At 45.1% G+C, this 18,308-nt stretch carries 15 protein-coding genes and 1 other annotated feature; of the genes, 11 read left to right on the plus strand and 4 right to left on the minus strand.

Annotation, left to right across the window (positions count from 1 at the left end):
* The first annotated feature begins 76 nt into the window (after positions 1-76).
* Positions 77-312 (plus strand) — a binding site (T-box leader).
* A gap of 64 nt (positions 313-376) precedes the next feature.
* The gene (locus KHQ79_RS07165; RefSeq protein ID WP_225514618.1) at positions 377-1,720 is read left to right on the plus strand and encodes an amino acid permease; all 1,344 of its coding nucleotides are present in this window, start codon (positions 377-379) and stop codon (positions 1,718-1,720) included.
* Between the two features lie 39 nt (positions 1,721-1,759).
* Here KHQ79_RS07165 and KHQ79_RS07170 read toward each other — a convergent pair whose 3' ends face one another.
* Positions 1,760-2,677: a DMT family transporter gene (locus tag KHQ79_RS07170; protein ID WP_060399512.1), complete on the minus strand. Its 918-nt coding sequence runs from the start codon at positions 2,675-2,677 to the stop codon at positions 1,760-1,762.
* Between the two features lie 97 nt (positions 2,678-2,774).
* Between KHQ79_RS07170 and KHQ79_RS07175 the strand changes: the two genes are divergently transcribed.
* Both KHQ79_RS07175 and KHQ79_RS07180 read left to right on the plus strand, forming a co-directional pair.
* On the plus strand, positions 2,775-3,653 hold the full coding sequence (locus KHQ79_RS07175) for a LysR family transcriptional regulator (RefSeq protein WP_225514620.1): 879 nt from the start codon (positions 2,775-2,777) through the stop codon (positions 3,651-3,653).
* Between the two features lie 157 nt (positions 3,654-3,810).
* Positions 3,811-4,821: an LLM class flavin-dependent oxidoreductase gene (locus KHQ79_RS07180; RefSeq protein WP_060399510.1), complete on the plus strand. Its 1,011-nt coding sequence runs from the start codon at positions 3,811-3,813 to the stop codon at positions 4,819-4,821.
* A 48-nt stretch (positions 4,822-4,869) separates the two neighbouring features.
* Here the strand turns inward: KHQ79_RS07180 and araR are convergent, their stop codons facing one another.
* Entirely contained in the window at positions 4,870-5,958 is a 1,089-nt protein-coding gene (gene araR, locus KHQ79_RS07185) for an arabinose utilization transcriptional regulator AraR (protein ID WP_003235221.1), read from the minus strand.
* Between the two features lie 203 nt (positions 5,959-6,161).
* Between araR and araE the strand changes: the two genes are divergently transcribed.
* The 7 genes from araE (at position 6,162) to eno (ending at position 15,072) form a co-directional block, all read left to right on the plus strand.
* A complete protein-coding gene (gene araE, locus KHQ79_RS07190) occupies positions 6,162-7,556 on the plus strand; it encodes an arabinose-proton symporter AraE (protein ID WP_003235220.1) in 1,395 nt (464 codons plus the stop codon).
* 298 nt (positions 7,557-7,854) lie between these two features.
* Positions 7,855-8,877, plus strand: coding sequence for a gapA transcriptional regulator CggR (cggR, locus tag KHQ79_RS07195; RefSeq protein ID WP_088112062.1), 1,023 nt, complete (start codon positions 7,855-7,857; stop codon positions 8,875-8,877).
* Positions 8,878-8,923: 46 nt separating this feature from the next.
* The gene (gap, locus tag KHQ79_RS07200; RefSeq protein WP_003219957.1) at positions 8,924-9,931 is read left to right on the plus strand and encodes a type I glyceraldehyde-3-phosphate dehydrogenase; all 1,008 of its coding nucleotides are present in this window, start codon (positions 8,924-8,926) and stop codon (positions 9,929-9,931) included.
* 315 nt (positions 9,932-10,246) lie between these two features.
* On the plus strand, positions 10,247-11,431 hold the full coding sequence (locus KHQ79_RS07205) for a phosphoglycerate kinase (RefSeq protein ID WP_003235216.1): 1,185 nt from the start codon (positions 10,247-10,249) through the stop codon (positions 11,429-11,431).
* Positions 11,432-11,461: 30 nt separating this feature from the next.
* The gene (gene tpiA / locus KHQ79_RS07210; RefSeq protein WP_003235214.1) at positions 11,462-12,223 is read left to right on the plus strand and encodes a triose-phosphate isomerase; all 762 of its coding nucleotides are present in this window, start codon (positions 11,462-11,464) and stop codon (positions 12,221-12,223) included.
* On the plus strand, positions 12,216-13,751 hold the full coding sequence (gpmI, locus tag KHQ79_RS07215; RefSeq protein ID WP_225514622.1) for a 2,3-bisphosphoglycerate-independent phosphoglycerate mutase: 1,536 nt from the start codon (positions 12,216-12,218) through the stop codon (positions 13,749-13,751). Before tpiA ends, gpmI begins: the two co-directional genes overlap by 8 nt.
* Before the next feature lie 28 nt (positions 13,752-13,779).
* Positions 13,780-15,072: a phosphopyruvate hydratase gene (gene eno / locus KHQ79_RS07220; protein ID WP_003235209.1), complete on the plus strand. Its 1,293-nt coding sequence runs from the start codon at positions 13,780-13,782 to the stop codon at positions 15,070-15,072.
* Between the two features lie 43 nt (positions 15,073-15,115).
* On the opposite strand, the gene KHQ79_RS07225 is transcribed toward eno, so the two are convergent.
* Positions 15,116-15,577 (minus strand): GNAT family N-acetyltransferase, encoded by a 462-nt coding sequence (locus KHQ79_RS07225; protein WP_225514624.1) that lies wholly within the window; start codon positions 15,575-15,577, stop codon positions 15,116-15,118.
* Positions 15,578-15,709: 132 nt separating this feature from the next.
* On the opposite strand from KHQ79_RS07225, the gene KHQ79_RS07230 reads away from it, so the two are divergent.
* Positions 15,710-17,524 carry a zinc ribbon domain-containing protein gene (locus KHQ79_RS07230; protein ID WP_225514626.1) on the plus strand — a complete coding sequence of 605 codons (1,815 nt, stop codon included), beginning with the start codon at positions 15,710-15,712 and terminating at the stop codon, positions 17,522-17,524.
* Positions 17,525-17,563: 39 nt separating this feature from the next.
* On the opposite strand, the gene KHQ79_RS07235 is transcribed toward KHQ79_RS07230, so the two are convergent.
* Complete coding sequence (locus KHQ79_RS07235) at positions 17,564-18,262, minus strand: zinc ribbon domain-containing protein (RefSeq protein ID WP_225514628.1); 699 nt, start codon at positions 18,260-18,262, stop codon at positions 17,564-17,566.
* Between the last annotated feature and the right edge of the window lie 46 nt (positions 18,263-18,308).

The following is an 18,308-nucleotide window of genomic DNA, read 5'->3' on the forward strand; positions in this document are numbered from 1 at the left end:
TTATTGACAGGTAAAAGAGAAGCACGTATATTATGTTAATATATTCAGATCATAAAATTTAAGTTTTTCAGAAAACTACAACACATAGAATGGGAGCAGTAAAAGAAAGAGATCAGAAAAGAGAGCTGCGGGGTGGTGCGACGCAGCCTGATTCTTCTTTGAACTCGCCCGGGAGTGGTAAGACGGAACGGAATAGATTGAATATTCCCTATGTTTTAACGGCTAACCTTCGTTACAGGTCAAAAGCTGGATTCTTTACGAAGAATCAACAAGAGTGGTACCGCGGTCAGCCAAAGGCTCGTCGTCTCTTTATCTATTAGATAGGAGACGGCGGGCTTTTTTTGTTTTTGAAAATGAGAAGGAGAGGTACAAGAGGATGAAAAAGGACAATCAGACGTTAAAACGCACGATGACGTCCCGCCATATTATGATGATGGCGCTGGGCGGAGCAATCGGCGCAGGTTTATTTAAAGGGAGCAGCTCAGCGATCGATGTGGCAGGTCCATCTGTCATTATCGCATACCTGCTCGGCGGAATTATTTTGCTGTTTATTATGCAGGGGCTCGCGGAAATGGCTGTGCGCAACCGTAACGCCAGAACCTTCCGAGATCTTGTCCAGCAGGTATTAGGAAATTACGCTGCTTATTTCTTGGATTGGATATACTGGAAAATGTGGGTGCTTAACATTGCGGCTGAAGCTGTTGTCGCTGCGATCTTTATTCAATATTGGCTGCCGGGCTGCCCGATCTGGGTGCTGGCATTAGGGATTTCTCTTATCGTCACGATTGTGAACTTGCTTTCTGTTAAAATCTTTGCCGAAACTGAATATTGGCTGGCAATGATCAAGATTACCGTTATTATTGTCTTTATTATTTTAGGATTATTGCTCTTATTTGTATCATTCGGTGATCATACAGCTGCCGGGTTTTCAAACCTGACAGAGCACGGCGGATTTTTCCCGCATGGCGGCACAGGGCTGATTACGGCGATGCTTGTCGTGATCTACTCCTACGGCGGTACAGAAATTATCGGTGTGACGCTTGCTGAGACAAAGAATCCTGAAAAGGTTGTCCCGAAAGCAGTCCGCAGCACATTGACACGGATTGTCGCGTTCTACCTGCTGCCGTTTTTCATCATCGTCAGCCTGATTCCATGGAATCAAGTCAATTCCGTTCCAGAAAGTCCTTTCGTCATGGTCTTTAAAATGGTAGGCATTCCGGGCGCGGATCATATCATGAACGCAGTCATCCTGCTGGCGATCATTTCTTCAATGAATTCAGGTTTATACGGATCATCACGCATTTTATATACACAGGCTACTGACGGAAGGCTCCCGAAGATCTTTTCGAAGCTCTCATCGAAAAATGTACCGATGCTTGCGATTCTGATGTGCACTTCCTCTCTCTATATTGGCGTATTGATTTCTCTGTTCGCAGGAAGCCAAACGTTTAATTACTTAATGGGATCTTTGGGGTATACCGTTTTATTCATTTGGCTGATCATCGGATTTGCTCATTTGAAATCGAGAAAAGAGCAAACAGAAACACCGGCCTATTATGTAAAATGGTTCCCGTACACGACATGGTTTGCGGTTTTGGCGTTACTCGCCATTCTGATCGGGGTCATCATGACAACGTCAATTGTCATTACCCTCATCACTGCCGCGATTTATCTTTTGATTACAATTTTTTATTGGATCAATGGACGTAAACATCAGTAAATGAGAAACCTCTTGTCACAACGACAAGAGGTTTTTTTATTATTGTGCAGCCTTCTCATTTACACCAATCGCCGCCGCTTTCTGTGCTTTTGATTTAGAATTCACGAGGCAGATGCTCGTCACAATCAGCAGCAGACCCGCCAAGAGGCTTAAGGTAAGCGGTTCATGAAGGAAAATGGAGCTTGCCACGATCGAAATGAGCGGAATCAAAAAGGTATAGGATGCGACCTTGCTTGCTTCCCCTGAACCGACAAGGGTAAAAAAGACAAGCCATCCAAGCGCGATAACGAAGACAGAGATGAACAACAAGCTCGTAATAAACGGAACTGTCCATTGGATCGCAGAAAAGCTTTCTGTCCAAAAGCCGGATATAAGCAGAAACACGCTTCCGATCGTCAGCTGCAAAGCGACCATCCAGATGGAATCGACGCGGCTGCCTGTTTTTTTCATATATATTGTCCCGAGCGCCCAACTGAGTGCGGAGCCGAGAGCCAGCAGAACCCCAATGACAGAAATATGCCCGCCAAAGCCTGCGGCACTGATGACAGCTACTCCCGCAAAACCGAGGATAAGCCCGATCACTTTCAGCGCAAACATGGATTCGCCGAGCCAAAGCCAAGAAAACACGCCCATCAGCACCGGCTGAAAGAAGACGATCGCGGAAAACAGTCCCGCCGGGAGGTAATTCAGCCCGATCGTTTGCAGGCCGTAGAATAACGTAATATTTAAAAGTGCAGAAACAAGATAAATCGGCCACGTTTCTTTTAATCGCAATTTATGAATACGCGGCAGTGCGACGATGACTAATAAAAGCCCGCCGATCAGCGTCCGGATGCCCGCGAACAATAATGGCGGCGAATAGGCGAGCGCTGCTTTCGACAGCGGCCAATTGATGCCCCACGTGATGACGAGAAAGGCGAGAAGGATAGCTGTCTTCGTTTTTGAAAGCTGTTTCACTGTTAAATCACTCCTTGTAGAACTTTTCCATTATGATACTGTAGAATATAAGATAAATAAAATGAATCTTTTTTATAAGGAGCATAAGTAAATTGTTATGACCATTACACAATTAAGGGTTTTCGTAAAAATAGCTGAAACGGGGAGCTTTACAAAAGCGGGGCAGGCGCTGAACATGACACAGCCGGCTGTCAGCCATGCGATTTCTGCGATCGAGGCTGAGCTTGATGTGAAGCTGATCATTCGTGACCGCCGCAATGGCCTGATGCTGACCGATACGGGGAAAAAGATCTTAGTCCACATCAGGGAAGTCTTAAAAGGCATTGAAAAAGTTGAGCAAGTGGCAGCCGCGGAAAAAGGGCTTGAACTGGGAACGATCCATATCGGCACATTCTCAACTGCCTCGGCTTATTTTATGCCGAAGCTGATCAGTGAGTTTAAACAAAAATATCCGAAACTGGAGCTTGTGCTGCACGAAGGAACGGTAGATGAAGTCAAGGAGTGGCTTCACACGCGGATGATAGATGTCGGGATTCTTCTGTATCCGACGGAGGAAATCGAGTACATTCCGCTGAAAAAAGACAAAATGTCCGTCGTTCTCAGGGACGATCACCCGCTTTGCAGCCGTTCGGCCATTACGCTGAAAGATCTCGATCACGAACCGATGATCGTCTGTGACGGGGGCTATGAATCACCTTTTATCGATATGTTCAGGCAGGCGGGCGCTACACTGCACGCCGCTTTTACAGTCTATAACATTAACACCTCGATCAGTATGATCAGAGAAGGACTGGGCCTGGCGATCTTATCAGAAATGTCCATGTCGGGCATGCCGCTGCCGGAGCATGTGGTGACGCGGGATCTGGACCCGCCGGTATACCGTGATGTGCAGCTTGCTGTTCCGTCGCTAAAGGAGGCTTCTCTGGCGGCTAAACTATTTATTGATATGGCGCAGGAGCTGTTTGGGGCAGAATAACGATGCCAAACCGTTCGTTTTATATTGTTCGAATTTCATCGAATCAAATTCTTTTATTCCTGATTGCAGTTGTGTTATGGTGTGATAGAAGTCCTTTCGATCATGACTTGACAGCTTGAGGCTGTTTACTGATATCACAATTGCAAAGGAGAAAAACATGTCTACTCAACAACGCAAAGATACCTTGCTTTCTGTCTTGAATTTATCTCCGGTTGTTCAGGGAGGAACGGTTGCGGAATCATTCCGAAACAGCATGGACTTGGCGCGCCGTGCTGAGGAATGGGGCTATCATCGCTACTGGCTCGCTGAGCATCATAATATAGAAGGTGTCGCAAGCTCTGCCACCGCGGTTCTGATTGGCCATATTGCGGGCGGCACAAAGAAAATCCGCGTCGGTTCCGGCGGTATTATGCTTCCGAACCACTCATCACTAGTGATTGCCGAGCAATTCGGCACACTGGAAACGCTGTATCCCGGACGGATTGATCTGGGGCTCGGACGTGCTCCGGGAACGGACCAATTGACAGCAAGAGCGCTCCGCAGAAACATCAACAGCGGTGAAGATTTCCCGGAACAATTAGAGGAACTGCGCAATTACTTTAAACCGTCCGGAAATGTGCGCAATCAAGTCCGCGCCATTCCGGGAGAGGGCATAGATGTGCCGATTTGGCTGCTGGGCTCAAGCGGCTTCAGCGCCCGTCTGGCAGGCGAACTAGGTCTTCCGTTTGCATTCGCCGCTCATTTTTCACCGGCGAATACGGTTCCCGCTTTGGAGCTGTACCGCAATTCCTTTACGCCGTCAGACGTGCTCGATGAACCGTATGCGATGGTCGGCGTCACCATTATCGCGGCAGATACAAACGAGAAAGCGCAGCACCTTGCGACTTCGCATTATCAAAGATTTCTTGATCTTGTCCGCGGCACGCCGAATCAGCTTAAGCCGCCTGTTGAGGATATGGATCAAATCTGGAGCCCGTATGAAAAAGCGATGGTCAATGAGCAGCTGAGCTCGACGATTGTCGGCGGTGCGGAAGAAGTGAAGGCGAAGCTCGAAGACTTTGTCAAAACGACACAGGCTGATGAAATTATGGTCAACTCAGAAACCTTTGAGCATACAGACAGAATGCGTTCGTTTGAAATCATCGCAGACGTTTGGAAAAACAGATAACAGCTATAAAAAAAGCAATGTAGCGGGGAGACCCATACATTGCTTTTTTTATTCATTCAGTTTTCGTGCGGACTGGCGGATGATCAATTCAGGCTCAAAAATGACATCCTCCTGCTTCGGCTTTTTATGCTCTAAGCAGTCAATGACATATTTGGCAGCTGCTTTTCCGAGCACGGATTTCGGATGCTTCACAGAGGTTAATTTCACCTCGGAGATTTGCGCAAAATGCGAATCATCGTACCCGACGATAGACATATCCTCCGGCACTTTGATATCCATCTCCCGCAGCATATCAATCACCTTCAGCGCAATTTCATCGTTATAACAAAGAATGGCTGTCGGCATATGCTTGCTGTTTTTCTCCAGTGTGGCCTTCACTTTCTCCAGCAGCTTTGATTCTTTTTCCTCCGTCGTAAATGTCACAATCATATCCGGAGAAGGGAATAGCTCACGATCCCGGTGCGCCTGAATAAACCCGTTCATCCGCTTCACACCTTGTGTATCATCAGCTTTAAAAATGCCCATCATGTGCGTGTGGCCGAGAGAAAGGAGATGCTCAGCCGCCATCATGCCGCCTTTCACATCATCCAAGGTAAAACTCGGTGCGGCAAGCTCAGCGTATGAAGCGTTAATCATCGCGAAAGGAATTCCGTTTTTCTCCAAATTTAAATAGTAGCCGATATTCGGCGTTTGCAGGGCGCTTTTTGTCGGCTCCACGATAAGTCCGTCGATATTCTGGGACAGCAGGTTCTCTAACCCTCTTCTTTCATTGTCCGGGTTGTTGTTTGTGCTGGTCAGCAGCATGGAATATCCTTGCTCGCTTAAATAGGACTCGATTCCTCTGATGATGCTCGGGAAAATATAGTCTGATATGTAGGTTGTCAGAACACCAATCGTTTTATTGGAATGCAGCGCTGACTTAGCAGAGCGTGAAGCGACAAAGGTTCCCCCGCCTTGCACGCTGTACAGCAGACCTTGTGATACGAGGTCTCCGATCGCTTTGCGAATGGTATGCCGGCTGACGCCGAATTGCTGCATTAACTCGTTTTCGGTAGGGATCTTTTGATCAGGCAGTATTTTGCCTTGATTAATCCATGAACTGATTTCTTCTTTTACTTGAGCGTATTTTGGTAACATATCTATTCCTCCAAAATGTATACGGACAAATTTCAGTATATCACAGCGTTCTTTGTAAGAAAACATTGACAGAAAATGCAAACAAGATTATTCTATATTTGTACGTACTAATTAAATGAAATTTTCGTTAAATTTTAATATAAGTACGTACAATTATAGAAGTAAATGTAAACGCTTTACTCAACATTCGGGAGGGCAGGGAAATGAAGAATACTCCAACTCAATTAGAACCAAATGCTCCTGTAACAAGAAGCCATTCAATGGGATTTGTCATTTTGATCTCATGCGCGGCGGGACTTGGCGGCTTATTGTACGGCTATGACACGGCAGTGATTTCAGGCGCCATCGGTTTTCTGAAAGATTTATACAGCCTGAGTCCGTTTATGGAAGGTCTTGTGATTTCCAGCATTATGATTGGAGGAGTGGCGGGCGTCGGGATATCCGGATTTTTAAGCGACAGGTTCGGACGGAGAAAAATTTTAATGACAGCCGCTTTGTTATTTGCGATATCAGCAATTGTTTCGGCGCTTTCTCAAGATGTGTCTACCTTAATCATTGCAAGGATTATCGGGGGCCTTGGGATTGGGATGGGCTCATCACTCTCTGTTACGTATATTACGGAAGCGGCGCCGCCAGCCATCCGAGGAAGCCTTTCTTCCTTATATCAGCTCTTTACGATATTGGGCATATCCGCAACGTACTTTATTAATCTCGCTGTGCAGCGGTCTGGAACATACGAATGGGGCGTTCACACCGGCTGGAGATGGATGCTTGCTTATGGAATGGTGCCGTCCGTGATCTTTTTCCTCGTATTGCTCGTCGTGCCGGAAAGTCCGAGATGGCTGGCGAAAGCGGGCAAAACAAATGAAGCTTTAAAGATACTGACACGTATTAATGGAGAAACTGTCGCAAAAGAAGAATTAAAGAACATAGAGAACTCTTTAAAAATAGAACAAATGGGGTCGCTCTCTCAGCTGTTCAAGCCGGGTCTCAGAAAGGCGCTTGTCATTGGAATCCTGCTGGCGCTCTTTAACCAAGTCATCGGCATGAATGCGATTACTTACTACGGGCCGGAAATTTTCAAAATGATGGGATTCGGTCAAAATGCCGGATTTGTGACAACCTGTATCGTCGGTGTTGTAGAAGTCATTTTTACAGTTATTGCAGTTTTGCTGATTGATAAAGTCGGACGAAAAAAATTGATGTCAATCGGTTCTGCTTTTATGGCTATTTTTATGATCTTAATCGGAACGTCGTTCTACTTTCAGTTAACAAGCGGATTTATGCTGATCTTCTTTATTTTAGGTTTTGTGGCGGCGTTTTGTGTATCTGTAGGGCCGATCACATGGATTATGATTTCTGAAATCTTCCCGAATCATCTTCGGGCGAGAGCCGCAGGGATTGCGACCATCTTCTTATGGGGAGCAAACTGGGCGATCGGACAGTTTGTGCCAATGATGATCGACTCATTCGGGCTCGCCTATACATTCTGGATCTTTGCAGTGATTAATATCCTTTGCTTCCTGTTTGTCGTTACGATCTGCCCGGAAACAAAGAACAAATCGCTCGAAGAGATTGAAAAGCTCTGGATAAAATGAAAACGCTTTAAAAGGGCGGCCCTTTCTATTGGAAGGGCTGTTTATGTTGGGATGCACCTTATGCCGTTTTCTGTATAAGATAAAGATATAAAGGAAAAAATATTGCTGGATAAAACCCCGCGGCATGAAAACTCTGCGAATATTGTCGATGAATTGGCTCTTAACAGTTGAATAAACAATTCCACCCTGTTAAAATAATTAAAGAAAGCAGAAATAATTTTTTTTGGCTATGATGGGACGTTTTTTGTCATAGCGGGACATATAATGTCCAGCAAAAAAAGGAAGGAACGTTTGAGTCATGAACCAGTTAATACAAGCTCAAAAAAAATTATTGCCTGATCTTCTGGTCGTTATGCAAAAGAGGTTTGAAATCTTGCAGTATATCAGGCTGACAGAACCCATCGGGCGAAGAAGCCTGTCTGCCAGTCTCGGAATCAGCGAGCGTGTGCTGAGGGGCGAGGTTCAGTTTTTAAAGGAACAGAACCTGGTTGATATTAAAACAAACGGCATGACATTGACAGAAGAGGGCTACGAACTGCTTTCCGTTCTGGAAGATACGATGAAAGATGTTTTAGGTTTGACGCTTTTGGAAAAGACATTAAAGGAACGTTTAAATCTAAAGGATGCCATTATCGTATCCGGAGACAGCGACCAATCCCCATGGGTCAAAAAAGAAATGGGAAGAGCAGCTGTCGCATGTATGAAAAAAAGATTTTCAGGCAAAAATATCGTCGCTGTAACTGGCGGTACGACAATTGAAGCTGTCGCCGAAATGATGACGCCGGATTCTAAAAACCGCGAGCTTTTGTTTGTGCCCGCAAGAGGCGGTTTAGGCGAAGACGTGAAAAACCAGGCGAACACCATATGCGCGCATATGGCGGAGAAGGCTTCAGGCACTTACCGGCTTTTGTTTGTTCCGGGACAGCTGTCACAAGGCGCCTATTCATCTATTATTGAAGAGCCTTCAGTCAAAGAGGTGCTGAACACCATTAAATCAGCGAGTATGCTGGTTCACGGAATCGGCGAAGCTAAAACTATGGCTGAGCGGAGAAATACGCCTTTAGAAGACTTAAAGAAAATAGATGACAACGACGCGGTGACAGAAGCGTTCGGCTACTATTTTAACGCGGACGGCGAAGTGGTCCACAAAGTGCATTCTGTCGGAATGCAGCTGGATGACATAGACGCCATCCCCGATATTATTGCGGTAGCGGGCGGATCATCAAAAGCCGAGGCGATCGAGGCTTACTTTAAAAAGCCCCGCAACACGGTTCTCGTCACAGACGAAGGAGCCGCAAAGAAGTTATTAAGGGATGAATAATCCCTCAATATAAATATCTCTCACTTATTTAAAGGAGGAAACAATCATGGCAGTAAAAGTCGGTATTAACGGTTTTGGTCGTATTGGACGTAACGTATTCCGCGCAGCATTAAACAATCCTGAAGTTGAGGTAGTAGCGGTTAACGATTTAACAGATGCTAACATGCTGGCTCACCTTTTACAATATGATTCTGTACACGGAAAATTAGACGCTGAAGTTTCAGTTGACGGTAACAACCTTGTTGTTAACGGCAAAACAATTGAAGTTTCTGCAGAACGCGATCCTGCTAAACTTAGCTGGGGCAAACAAGGCGTTGAAATCGTGGTTGAATCTACTGGTTTCTTCACAAAACGCGCAGACGCTGCGAAACACTTAGAAGCTGGCGCGAAAAAAGTAATCATCTCTGCTCCTGCTAATGAAGAAGATATCACAATCGTTATGGGTGTTAACGAAGATAAATACGATGCGGCTAACCACGATGTTATCTCTAACGCATCTTGCACAACAAACTGCCTTGCGCCGTTTGCAAAAGTACTTAACGATAAATTCGGCATCAAACGCGGTATGATGACAACTGTTCACTCTTACACAAACGATCAGCAAATCCTTGATCTTCCGCACAAAGACTACCGTCGTGCGCGTGCAGCAGCTGAAAACATCATCCCAACATCAACTGGTGCTGCTAAAGCAGTTTCTCTAGTTCTTCCTGAACTAAAAGGCAAACTGAACGGTGGAGCAATGCGTGTTCCAACTCCAAACGTTTCTCTAGTTGACTTGGTTGCTGAACTGAACCAAGAAGTAACAGCTGAAGAAGTAAACGCAGCTCTTAAAGAAGCGGCTGAAGGCGATCTTAAAGGAATCCTTGGCTACAGCGAAGAGCCATTAGTTTCTGGCGACTACAACGGAAACAAAAACTCTTCTACAATCGATGCCCTTTCTACAATGGTTATGGAAGGCAGCATGGTAAAAGTAATTTCTTGGTACGATAACGAAAGCGGCTACTCTAACCGCGTTGTTGACCTTGCAGCTTACATCGCAAAAAAAGGTCTTTAATTTATAGCTGAAAAAAGGACCTGACTTGGTTCTTTTGAATAGAAGCGCTATAATGAAAGCGGACAAGGGAAGGGGACGGACTCCCTTTCCCTTTTTCCATGAAGACCGGCTTTCAGAAAACGTTCTGTGAAAGAGAAACGACCGCGTTTCAGCAGTTTTGCCGGCGCTTTCGCCTAAGGCCGCTGCCCTGGCTTCAGACGAACTGCCCTGTGCCGAAAAAGACTGCGATCTGCCCTGGCGGAGTTATCGCTTGACCAGACGGTTTCACGTTTTTCGTGCTGTATGCAAACCATTTTGAAGGAGGATCTCCTAGGCATGAATAAGAAAACTCTCAAAGACATCGACGTAAAAGGCAAAGTTGTATTCTGCCGCGTTGACTTTAACGTTCCAATGAAAGACGGGGAAGTAACAGACGATACACGTATCCGTGCTGCGCTTCCAACAATCAAACACCTTGCAGAACAAGGCGCGAAAGTCCTTCTTGCGAGCCATTTAGGCCGTCCGAAAGGCGAAGTGGTTGAGGAGCTTCGTTTAACTCCTGTCGCTGCACGTCTCGGCGAACTGCTTGGCAAACAAGTGAAAAAAGCAGATGAAGCTTACGGCGATGCTGTAAAAGCACAAATTTCTGACATGAAGGACGGAGACGTTCTTGTATTGGAAAACGTACGTTTCTACCCTGGTGAAGAGAAAAATGATCCTGAGCTTGCAAAAGCATTTGCTGAGCTTGCAGATGTATATGTAAATGACGCATTCGGTGCTGCCCACCGTGCTCACGCATCTACAGCTGGAATTGCCGAGCATCTGCCAGCAGTTGCAGGTTTCTTAATGGAAAAAGAGCTTGACGTACTCGGAAAAGCGGTTTCTAACCCTGACCGCCCGTTCACAGCAATCATTGGCGGAGCGAAAGTAAAAGACAAAATCGGTGTGATCGAAAGTCTTCTTGATAAAGTAGACAACCTGATCATCGGCGGAGGTCTTGCTTATACATTCGTTAAAGCGCTTGGCCATGAAGTCGGTAAATCTCTTCTTGAAGAGGATAAAATCGAGCTTGCGAAATCATTTATGGACCGCGCGAAAGAAAAAGGCGTTAACTTCTACATGCCTGAAGATGTACTCGTTGCAGATGATTTCTCTAACGATGCAAACGTGAAAATTGTGCCGATCTCTGAAATCCCTAGTGATTTAGAAGCAATCGACATTGGTACGAAAACACGCGAAACGTATGCTGACGTAATCAAAAACAGCAAACTTGTCGTGTGGAACGGACCGATGGGCGTATTCGAAATCGACTTGTTCGCTCAAGGAACAAAAGCGGTTGCGGAAGCATTGGCAGAGGCGAAAGATACATACTCTGTCATCGGCGGAGGAGACTCTGCGGCAGCGGTTGAAAAATTCGGCCTTGCTGACAAAATGAGCCACATCTCAACAGGCGGCGGCGCATCCCTTGAGTTTATGGAAGGCAAAGAGCTTCCAGGGGTAGCTGCACTTAACGATAAATAATCTCAAAACTGCTATAAGGAAGTGGAACAGATGAGAAAACCAATTATCGCCGGTAACTGGAAAATGAACAAAACACTCGGCGAAGCTGTCAGCTTCGTTGAAGAAGTGAAATCTTCCATTCCAGCAGCAGACAAAGCGGAAGCTGTTGTTTGCGCGCCAGCACTTTTCTTAGAAAAGCTTACTTCTGCTGTTAAAGGCACTGACCTAAAAGTCGGCGCTCAAAACATGCACTTCGAAGAAAGCGGCGCGTTCACAGGCGAAATCAGCCCGGTTGCACTGAAAGACCTTGGCGTTGACTACTGCGTCATCGGCCACTCTGAGCGCCGTGAAATGTTCGCTGAAACTGATGAAACAGTTAACAAAAAAGCACATGCTGCTTTCAAACACGGCATTGTGCCGATCATCTGTGTAGGTGAAACGCTTGAAGAGCGTGAAGCCGGCAAAACAAATGATCTTGTTGCTGACCAAGTGAAAAAAGGCCTTGCTGGTCTTTCTGAAGAACAAGTTGCTGCTTCTGTTATTGCTTATGAGCCAATCTGGGCAATCGGAACAGGCAAATCTTCTACAGCGAAAGATGCGAACGACGTGTGTGCGCATATCCGTAAAACCGTCGCTGAAAGCTTCAGCCAAGAAACTGCAGACAAGCTTCGCATCCAATATGGCGGAAGCGTAAAGCCTGCAAACATTAAAGAATATATGGCAGAGTCCGATATTGACGGTGCTTTGGTCGGCGGCGCGAGCCTTGAGCCACAGTCATTCGTTCAATTATTGGAGGAAGGTCAATATGAGTAAAAAACCAGCTGCACTCATCATTCTTGATGGGTTCGGATTACGAAACGAAACAGTAGGAAACGCAGTCGCTTTAGCGAAAAAACCGAATTTTGACCGCTATTGGAACCAGTATCCTCATCAAACATTGACTGCTTCAGGCGAGGCTGTAGGTCTTCCTGACGGACAGATGGGGAACTCCGAAGTGGGTCACTTAAATATCGGTGCGGGACGTATTGTGTACCAAAGCTTAACACGCGTAAATGTTGCCATTCGTGAAGGGGAGTTCGAACGCAATCAAACATTCCTTGACGCGATTAGTAACGCGAAAGAAAACAACAAAGCTCTGCACCTGTTCGGTCTTTTATCAGACGGCGGCGTGCACAGCCATATCAACCATTTATTCGCGCTGTTAAAGCTTGCGAAAAATGAAGGGCTGACAAAGGTTTACATTCATGGTTTCCTTGACGGCCGTGATGTAGGTCCGCAAACAGCGAAAACATACATCAAGCAGCTGAACGATCAAATTGAGGAAATCGGTGTTGGAGAAATCGCCAGCGTTTCCGGACGCTACTACTCAATGGACCGCGACAAACGCTGGGACCGTGTAGAAAAAGCGTACCGCGCAATGGCGTACGGCGAAGGCCCGACATACCGCAGCGCAATGGATGTTGTGGATGATTCATATGCGAATGGTATCTACGATGAATTCGTGATTCCATCCGTCATCACAAAAGAAAACGGTGAGCCTGTTGCGAAAATCCAAGATGGCGATTCTGTGATTTTCTATAATTTCAGACCGGACCGCGCCATCCAGATTTCTAACACGTTCACAAACAAAGACTTCCGCGATTTCGACCGCGGCGAGAATTATCCGAAGAACCTGCATTTCGTTTGCCTGACTCACTTCAGTGAATCAGTTGACGGCTATGTGGCGTTTAAACCGATAAATCTTGATAACACAGTCGGAGAAGTATTATCTCAGCACGGATTAAAACAGCTTCGAATTGCAGAAACTGAAAAGTATCCGCACGTCACGTTCTTTATGAGCGGCGGCCGTGAAGCTGAATTCCCGGGTGAAGAGCGTATTCTCATCAACTCGCCGAAAGTTGCAACATATGACTTGAAGCCTGAAATGAGTGCGTATGAAGTGAAGGACGCGTTGGTCAAAGAAATTGAAGCTGACAAGCATGACGCGATCATTCTTAACTTCGCAAACCCTGATATGGTCGGCCACTCCGGAATGGTTGAACCAACAATTAAAGCAATTGAAGCAGTGGACGAATGCTTAGGCGAAGTCGTTGACGCGATTCTCGCTAAAGGCGGACATGCTATCATTACCGCTGATCACGGTAATGCTGACATTCTGATTACAGAATCAGGCGAACCGCACACTGCGCATACGACAAACCCAGTCCCTGTGATTGTTACGAAAGAAGGCATTACGCTGCGTGAAGGCGGAATCCTAGGCGACCTTGCACCAACGTTATTAGACCTTCTCGGTGTTGAAAAACCGAAAGAAATGACAGGAACATCTTTAATTCAAAAATAAGTTGAAATCAAAAGGAGAGACAAAACTCATGCCATACATTGTTGATGTTTATGCACGCGAAGTATTAGACTCCCGCGGCAACCCAACAGTTGAAGTTGAAGTATATACAGAATCAGGAGCTTTCGGCCGCGCATTAGTGCCAAGCGGAGCTTCTACAGGTGAATACGAAGCAGTTGAGCTTCGTGACGGCGATAAAGACCGTTACCTTGGAAAAGGCGTGTTAACAGCTGTTAACAACGTAAACGAAATCATTGCTCCAGAGCTTCTTGGTTTTGATGTAACTGAACAAAACGCAATCGATCAGCTTTTAATCGAGCTTGACGGTACTGAAAACAAAGGCAAACTCGGTGCGAACGCAATCCTTGGCGTATCTATGGCTTGTGCGCGCGCAGCTGCTGATTTCTTACAGATTCCTCTTTACCAATACCTTGGAGGATTCAACTCAAAAACGCTTCCTGTACCGATGATGAACATCGTAAACGGCGGAGAGCATGCTGATAACAACGTGGATATTCAAGAATTCATGATCATGCCTGTAGGTGCTCCTAACTTCCGTGAAGCACTTCGCATGGGCGCTCAAATCTTCCACAGCCTGAAATCAGTTCTTTCTGCTAAAGGAATGAACACAGCTGTAGGTGATGAAGGCGGATTCGCTCCAAACCTTGGTTCTAACGAAGAAGCGCTTCAAACAATCGTTGAAGCAATCGAAAAAGCCGGCTTCAAACCTGGCGAAGAAGTGAAGCTTGCAATGGATGCTGCATCTTCTGAGTTCTACAACAAAGAAGACGGCAAATACCATCTGTCTGGCGAAGGCGTTGTGAAAACATCTGCTGAAATGGTTGACTGGTACGAAGAAATGGTTTCTAAATATCCAATCATCTCTATCGAAGACGGACTTGACGAAAACGACTGGGAAGGCCACAAGCTTCTTACTGAGCGTCTTGGCAAAAAAGTTCAGCTTGTTGGTGATGACCTCTTCGTTACAAATACGAAAAAACTTGCTGAAGGTATCAAAAACGGCGTAGGCAACTCTATCCTGATCAAAGTAAACCAAATCGGTACATTGACTGAAACATTCGATGCGATCGAAATGGCGAAACGCGCAGGCTACACTGCTGTTATCTCTCACCGTTCTGGTGAAACAGAAGACAGCACAATCGCTGACATCGCTGTGGCAACAAACGCAGGACAAATCAAAACAGGTGCTCCGTCTCGTACGGACCGTGTTGCGAAATACAACCAGCTTCTTCGCATCGAAGATCAGTTGGCTGAAACTGCTCAATACCACGGTATTAACTCTTTCTACAACTTAAACAAGTAATAAAATGACCGCCGAGATATGTCTCGGCGGCTTTTTTGTGCTTTTAGAGATCCAAATAAAGCCTCACCATATCACGGCATTGAATGCCGTTTTCAAAGATCTCCTCATCGTAGTGTCTGATAAAAAAATCATGGTCAATTGCTTGAAGGCGAAACCCGCATTTTTGATAAAGCGACAGTTGATGGATGCTGGAATTTCCAGTGCCAATCTCAATCACCTTTGCTCCCATGTGTTTCGCTTTTTCAATGGCGTCGCGGATAAGAAGCTTGCCAATGCCCTGTTTTTGCATTGTTTGTTTTACTGCGATGTTAACGATTTCTGTGGTTTGCGGTCTAGTTGTGATGATCACGTATACACCAGCTAATTCGCCCGATATATAAGCTGTGTAGCATTCTCCTCTGGCAATGTATTCATCAACAATCTCTTTTGAAGGATCGGCAAGCAGCAGAAGCTCATACAGCGCTTGATCATGGTTTATTGCTTTTTGAATGGTGAGATGTTGCATCGTCATTCCACCTTTTCATATGTTTATAGAGATATTTTCGTGATTTCCTCCAATTTCATACCATTCTATTATAAAATATGTAACATAGGAAATATGTACAAAATAGTGGATAACAAATAGGAGGAAAGTCACATGTTTTGTAAGGAATGCGGTCAAAAAAATAATGAAGGGGCCAAGTTTTGTAAAGAATGCGGCACCCCGATCGGTGGGAGCAGCAGACAGGTACAAAAAGAAACAGCAAGCACTGCTGAAACGAGGCAGGCTCCGCGAAAACCAATCCCTAAGAAAACCATCATTTTATGGAGCAGCATTGCCGCAGCGTGCGTCATATTATTTGCCGCATATAAAACCGGAGCGTACTTTACTTCAAAGGATAGGTTAGTTGACAAGTTTGAACAGGCTGTAAATGATGAGGATAAAGACCAAATCGCGTCTCTCCTTACGCCGGTAAATGACAAGCTTAAGCTTACTAAAAATAATGTAAAACCGTTTCTTACATATTTAAAGGATCATCCTGACAAAAAAGATGAGCTTTTTGCATCACTGCGTGCTGAAACACCTCAAAAGGATATCGTATACGCAGAGAAAGACGGAAAAAGCCTGCTGATATTTGACCATTATGACTTAAAGATAGCACCTGTTTATTTTGAAGTGACCAGCAATTATAAAAATACCGATCTATATGTCAATAAAGAGGATGCCGGATCTGTAAAGAAAGCGGATCAAGCACAAACCCTCGGACCGTACATTCCCGGAGAATATACAGTCTCAGCCAAACTGAAAAACGATGTAGTCGATCTTGTGAAAAAGGAAGACATTCAGGCGGTTGGCGATAACAGCTTTCGTGTGGATCTCTCATTGGAAGCAGACGATGTGACATTCAGCTTAGCAGATGACATCAAGAGCGGGAAGGGAGATTTGCTGATTAACGGCAAATCGATTCATAAAGACCCGTTCAAATCCGTAACTTACGGTCCGCTTCTGACAGACGGATCAATGACGGCTGCGGTCGAAGCGGAATTTCCGTGGGGAAAAATAAAAACAGCGGGCGTTCCGATCGATCATAAAGATATGGAGTTACCATTAATTCCTGATCAAGCTACACAGGAAACGATTATGAACACGATTGTCAAAGCCACAAAACAGTACTCCAAAGCGCTATCAGACGGGAATACAGCCCAGATGACAGAGGCGAGTGCCAAATGGAAGGCAGAGACGAAGGATACCGTCGATTCTATGAAAAACACGGATTCATATTTAAAAGACAAGTACTTAGAAACTGATTTTGACCTGGATACATTCGCACTCTCTCAGGAAAATGACGGGACGTGGCAGGTATCGGTAACAGGGAAAGAACTTCACCAGTCTGCTTCGTATAACGACTATTCAAAATCCGAAATGACTGATAACAGTCCGAGTTACGAATATCTCCTTTCATATGATAAAAAACAGAAGAAGTGGATTTTCGAAGATGCAGAATCAACATTCGAATCTGCCGGAACAAATGTAAAGAAAATCAAAAATGATAAACCGGAGACATACACATCCGCCTGGGCAGGCTCGAAAAACAAAAACAGTGAAAGCTCTGCAAGCGGTGATGTTACAGATGAACAAGTGACATTATTTATGGGCAGTTATCTGCAAAGTCAGGCAGATGCCGTCAATCAAAATAATTTCTCACTGATGGCAGACAGCCTTGAAAAAGGCAGTTCCCTTTATTCCGACCAGCAGCATCTCGTAACGAAATTAAATAAAGAGGGGACAACAGAAGACTTTAATAACTATAAAGTGAAAAGCTGGAGTCAAAATGGATCAGCGATTACGATTAAGACGTATGAAGAATTCTATATCACAAAATCAGGCGGCAGTCCAAAGCTTAGAACATATAACTGGACCTATACCGGTACAGTGAAGGACGGAAGAATTTATTTAACATCGATTCAATAAAAAACACCCCTATCACCAGCAGGTGATGGGGGTTGTTTTTTAAAAGAACATATAACGGAAAATCTCTTTAATATAGTGTTCGATAATAAGCTGAAATGTAACGCAGGTGATCAGATAAATCACAATCGTTGAGTAAATCATATCAACCTTTCCTTTATATGAATGCTGGTAACTGCTCAGCATTGCAGGAGGAATGGCAAAGAATGCACCGATTAAACCAACGGCTAACACGGTGAAGCAAATGTCTGTTTGTAATAAAAACAATAAAAGGGCAAGAATCAAAATAGCTGTAAACGGAATGAGAAACGCACCAAATCTGGAAAATGAATCTTTAAAAGATACTTGGTTTCCCGCGAGTTTCAAGGCGAAAAAGATCAGTGCATGCAAACCGAAAATAAACAGGGCAAAGTAAATGGTTGGCTCTAAAAAGACTGCTGTAAAGCTTACGCTTCCGGGACCGTCTGAAAAAAGAGTATAAAACATCAAAGGGGTCAGCAAACTGAATAGAACCATCGTAATAACCGCGCTGATCAGCTGTTCTCCTTCTGTTGTTTTACATTCCTGATAAGGGCGTTTCAGGACGGCCAGGACAAAAGAACCGAACTGCTTTGCCGCTTGTTTTGCAGCGGCTCCAGTTTGAACTGCCTGCTGCTGGCCTGATTGACCAGGGAGCGGCGATCCGCATTTCTCACAAAACTTTCCGCCATCTGTTTGATGGCCGCATTGAGGACAATACATAAAATAACTCCTTTATCTGTAATATAGGGAAAATAGACTAATAGTT

It is taken from the genome of Bacillus sp. TSO22 (assembly GCF_020223595.1).
In the GTDB taxonomy this organism is placed as follows: domain Bacteria; phylum Bacillota; class Bacilli; order Bacillales; family Bacillaceae; genus Bacillus; species Bacillus inaquosorum.

Coding starts and splice junctions, on each gene's coding strand:
- gpmI (WP_225514622.1), top strand. CDS start 12,216: ATGAGTAAAAAACCAGCTGCACTCATCATTCTTGATGGGTTCGGATTA.
- gap (WP_003219957.1), top strand. CDS start 8,924: ATGGCAGTAAAAGTCGGTATTAACGGTTTTGGTCGTATTGGACGTAAC.
- KHQ79_RS07230 (WP_225514626.1), top strand. CDS start 15,710: ATGTTTTGTAAGGAATGCGGTCAAAAAAATAATGAAGGGGCCAAGTTT.
- KHQ79_RS07175 (WP_225514620.1), top strand. CDS start 2,775: ATGACCATTACACAATTAAGGGTTTTCGTAAAAATAGCTGAAACGGGG.
- araE (WP_003235220.1), top strand. CDS start 6,162: ATGAAGAATACTCCAACTCAATTAGAACCAAATGCTCCTGTAACAAGA.
- tpiA (WP_003235214.1), top strand. CDS start 11,462: ATGAGAAAACCAATTATCGCCGGTAACTGGAAAATGAACAAAACACTC.
- cggR (WP_088112062.1), top strand. CDS start 7,855: ATGAACCAGTTAATACAAGCTCAAAAAAAATTATTGCCTGATCTTCTG.
- KHQ79_RS07180 (WP_060399510.1), top strand. CDS start 3,811: ATGTCTACTCAACAACGCAAAGATACCTTGCTTTCTGTCTTGAATTTA.
- KHQ79_RS07235 (WP_225514628.1), bottom strand. CDS start 18,262: ATGTATTGTCCTCAATGCGGCCATCAAACAGATGGCGGAAAGTTTTGT.
- araR (WP_003235221.1), bottom strand. CDS start 5,958: ATGTTACCAAAATACGCTCAAGTAAAAGAAGAAATCAGTTCATGGATT.
- eno (WP_003235209.1), top strand. CDS start 13,780: ATGCCATACATTGTTGATGTTTATGCACGCGAAGTATTAGACTCCCGC.
- KHQ79_RS07225 (WP_225514624.1), bottom strand. CDS start 15,577: ATGCAACATCTCACCATTCAAAAAGCAATAAACCATGATCAAGCGCTG.
- KHQ79_RS07205 (WP_003235216.1), top strand. CDS start 10,247: ATGAATAAGAAAACTCTCAAAGACATCGACGTAAAAGGCAAAGTTGTA.
- KHQ79_RS07165 (WP_225514618.1), top strand. CDS start 377: ATGAAAAAGGACAATCAGACGTTAAAACGCACGATGACGTCCCGCCAT.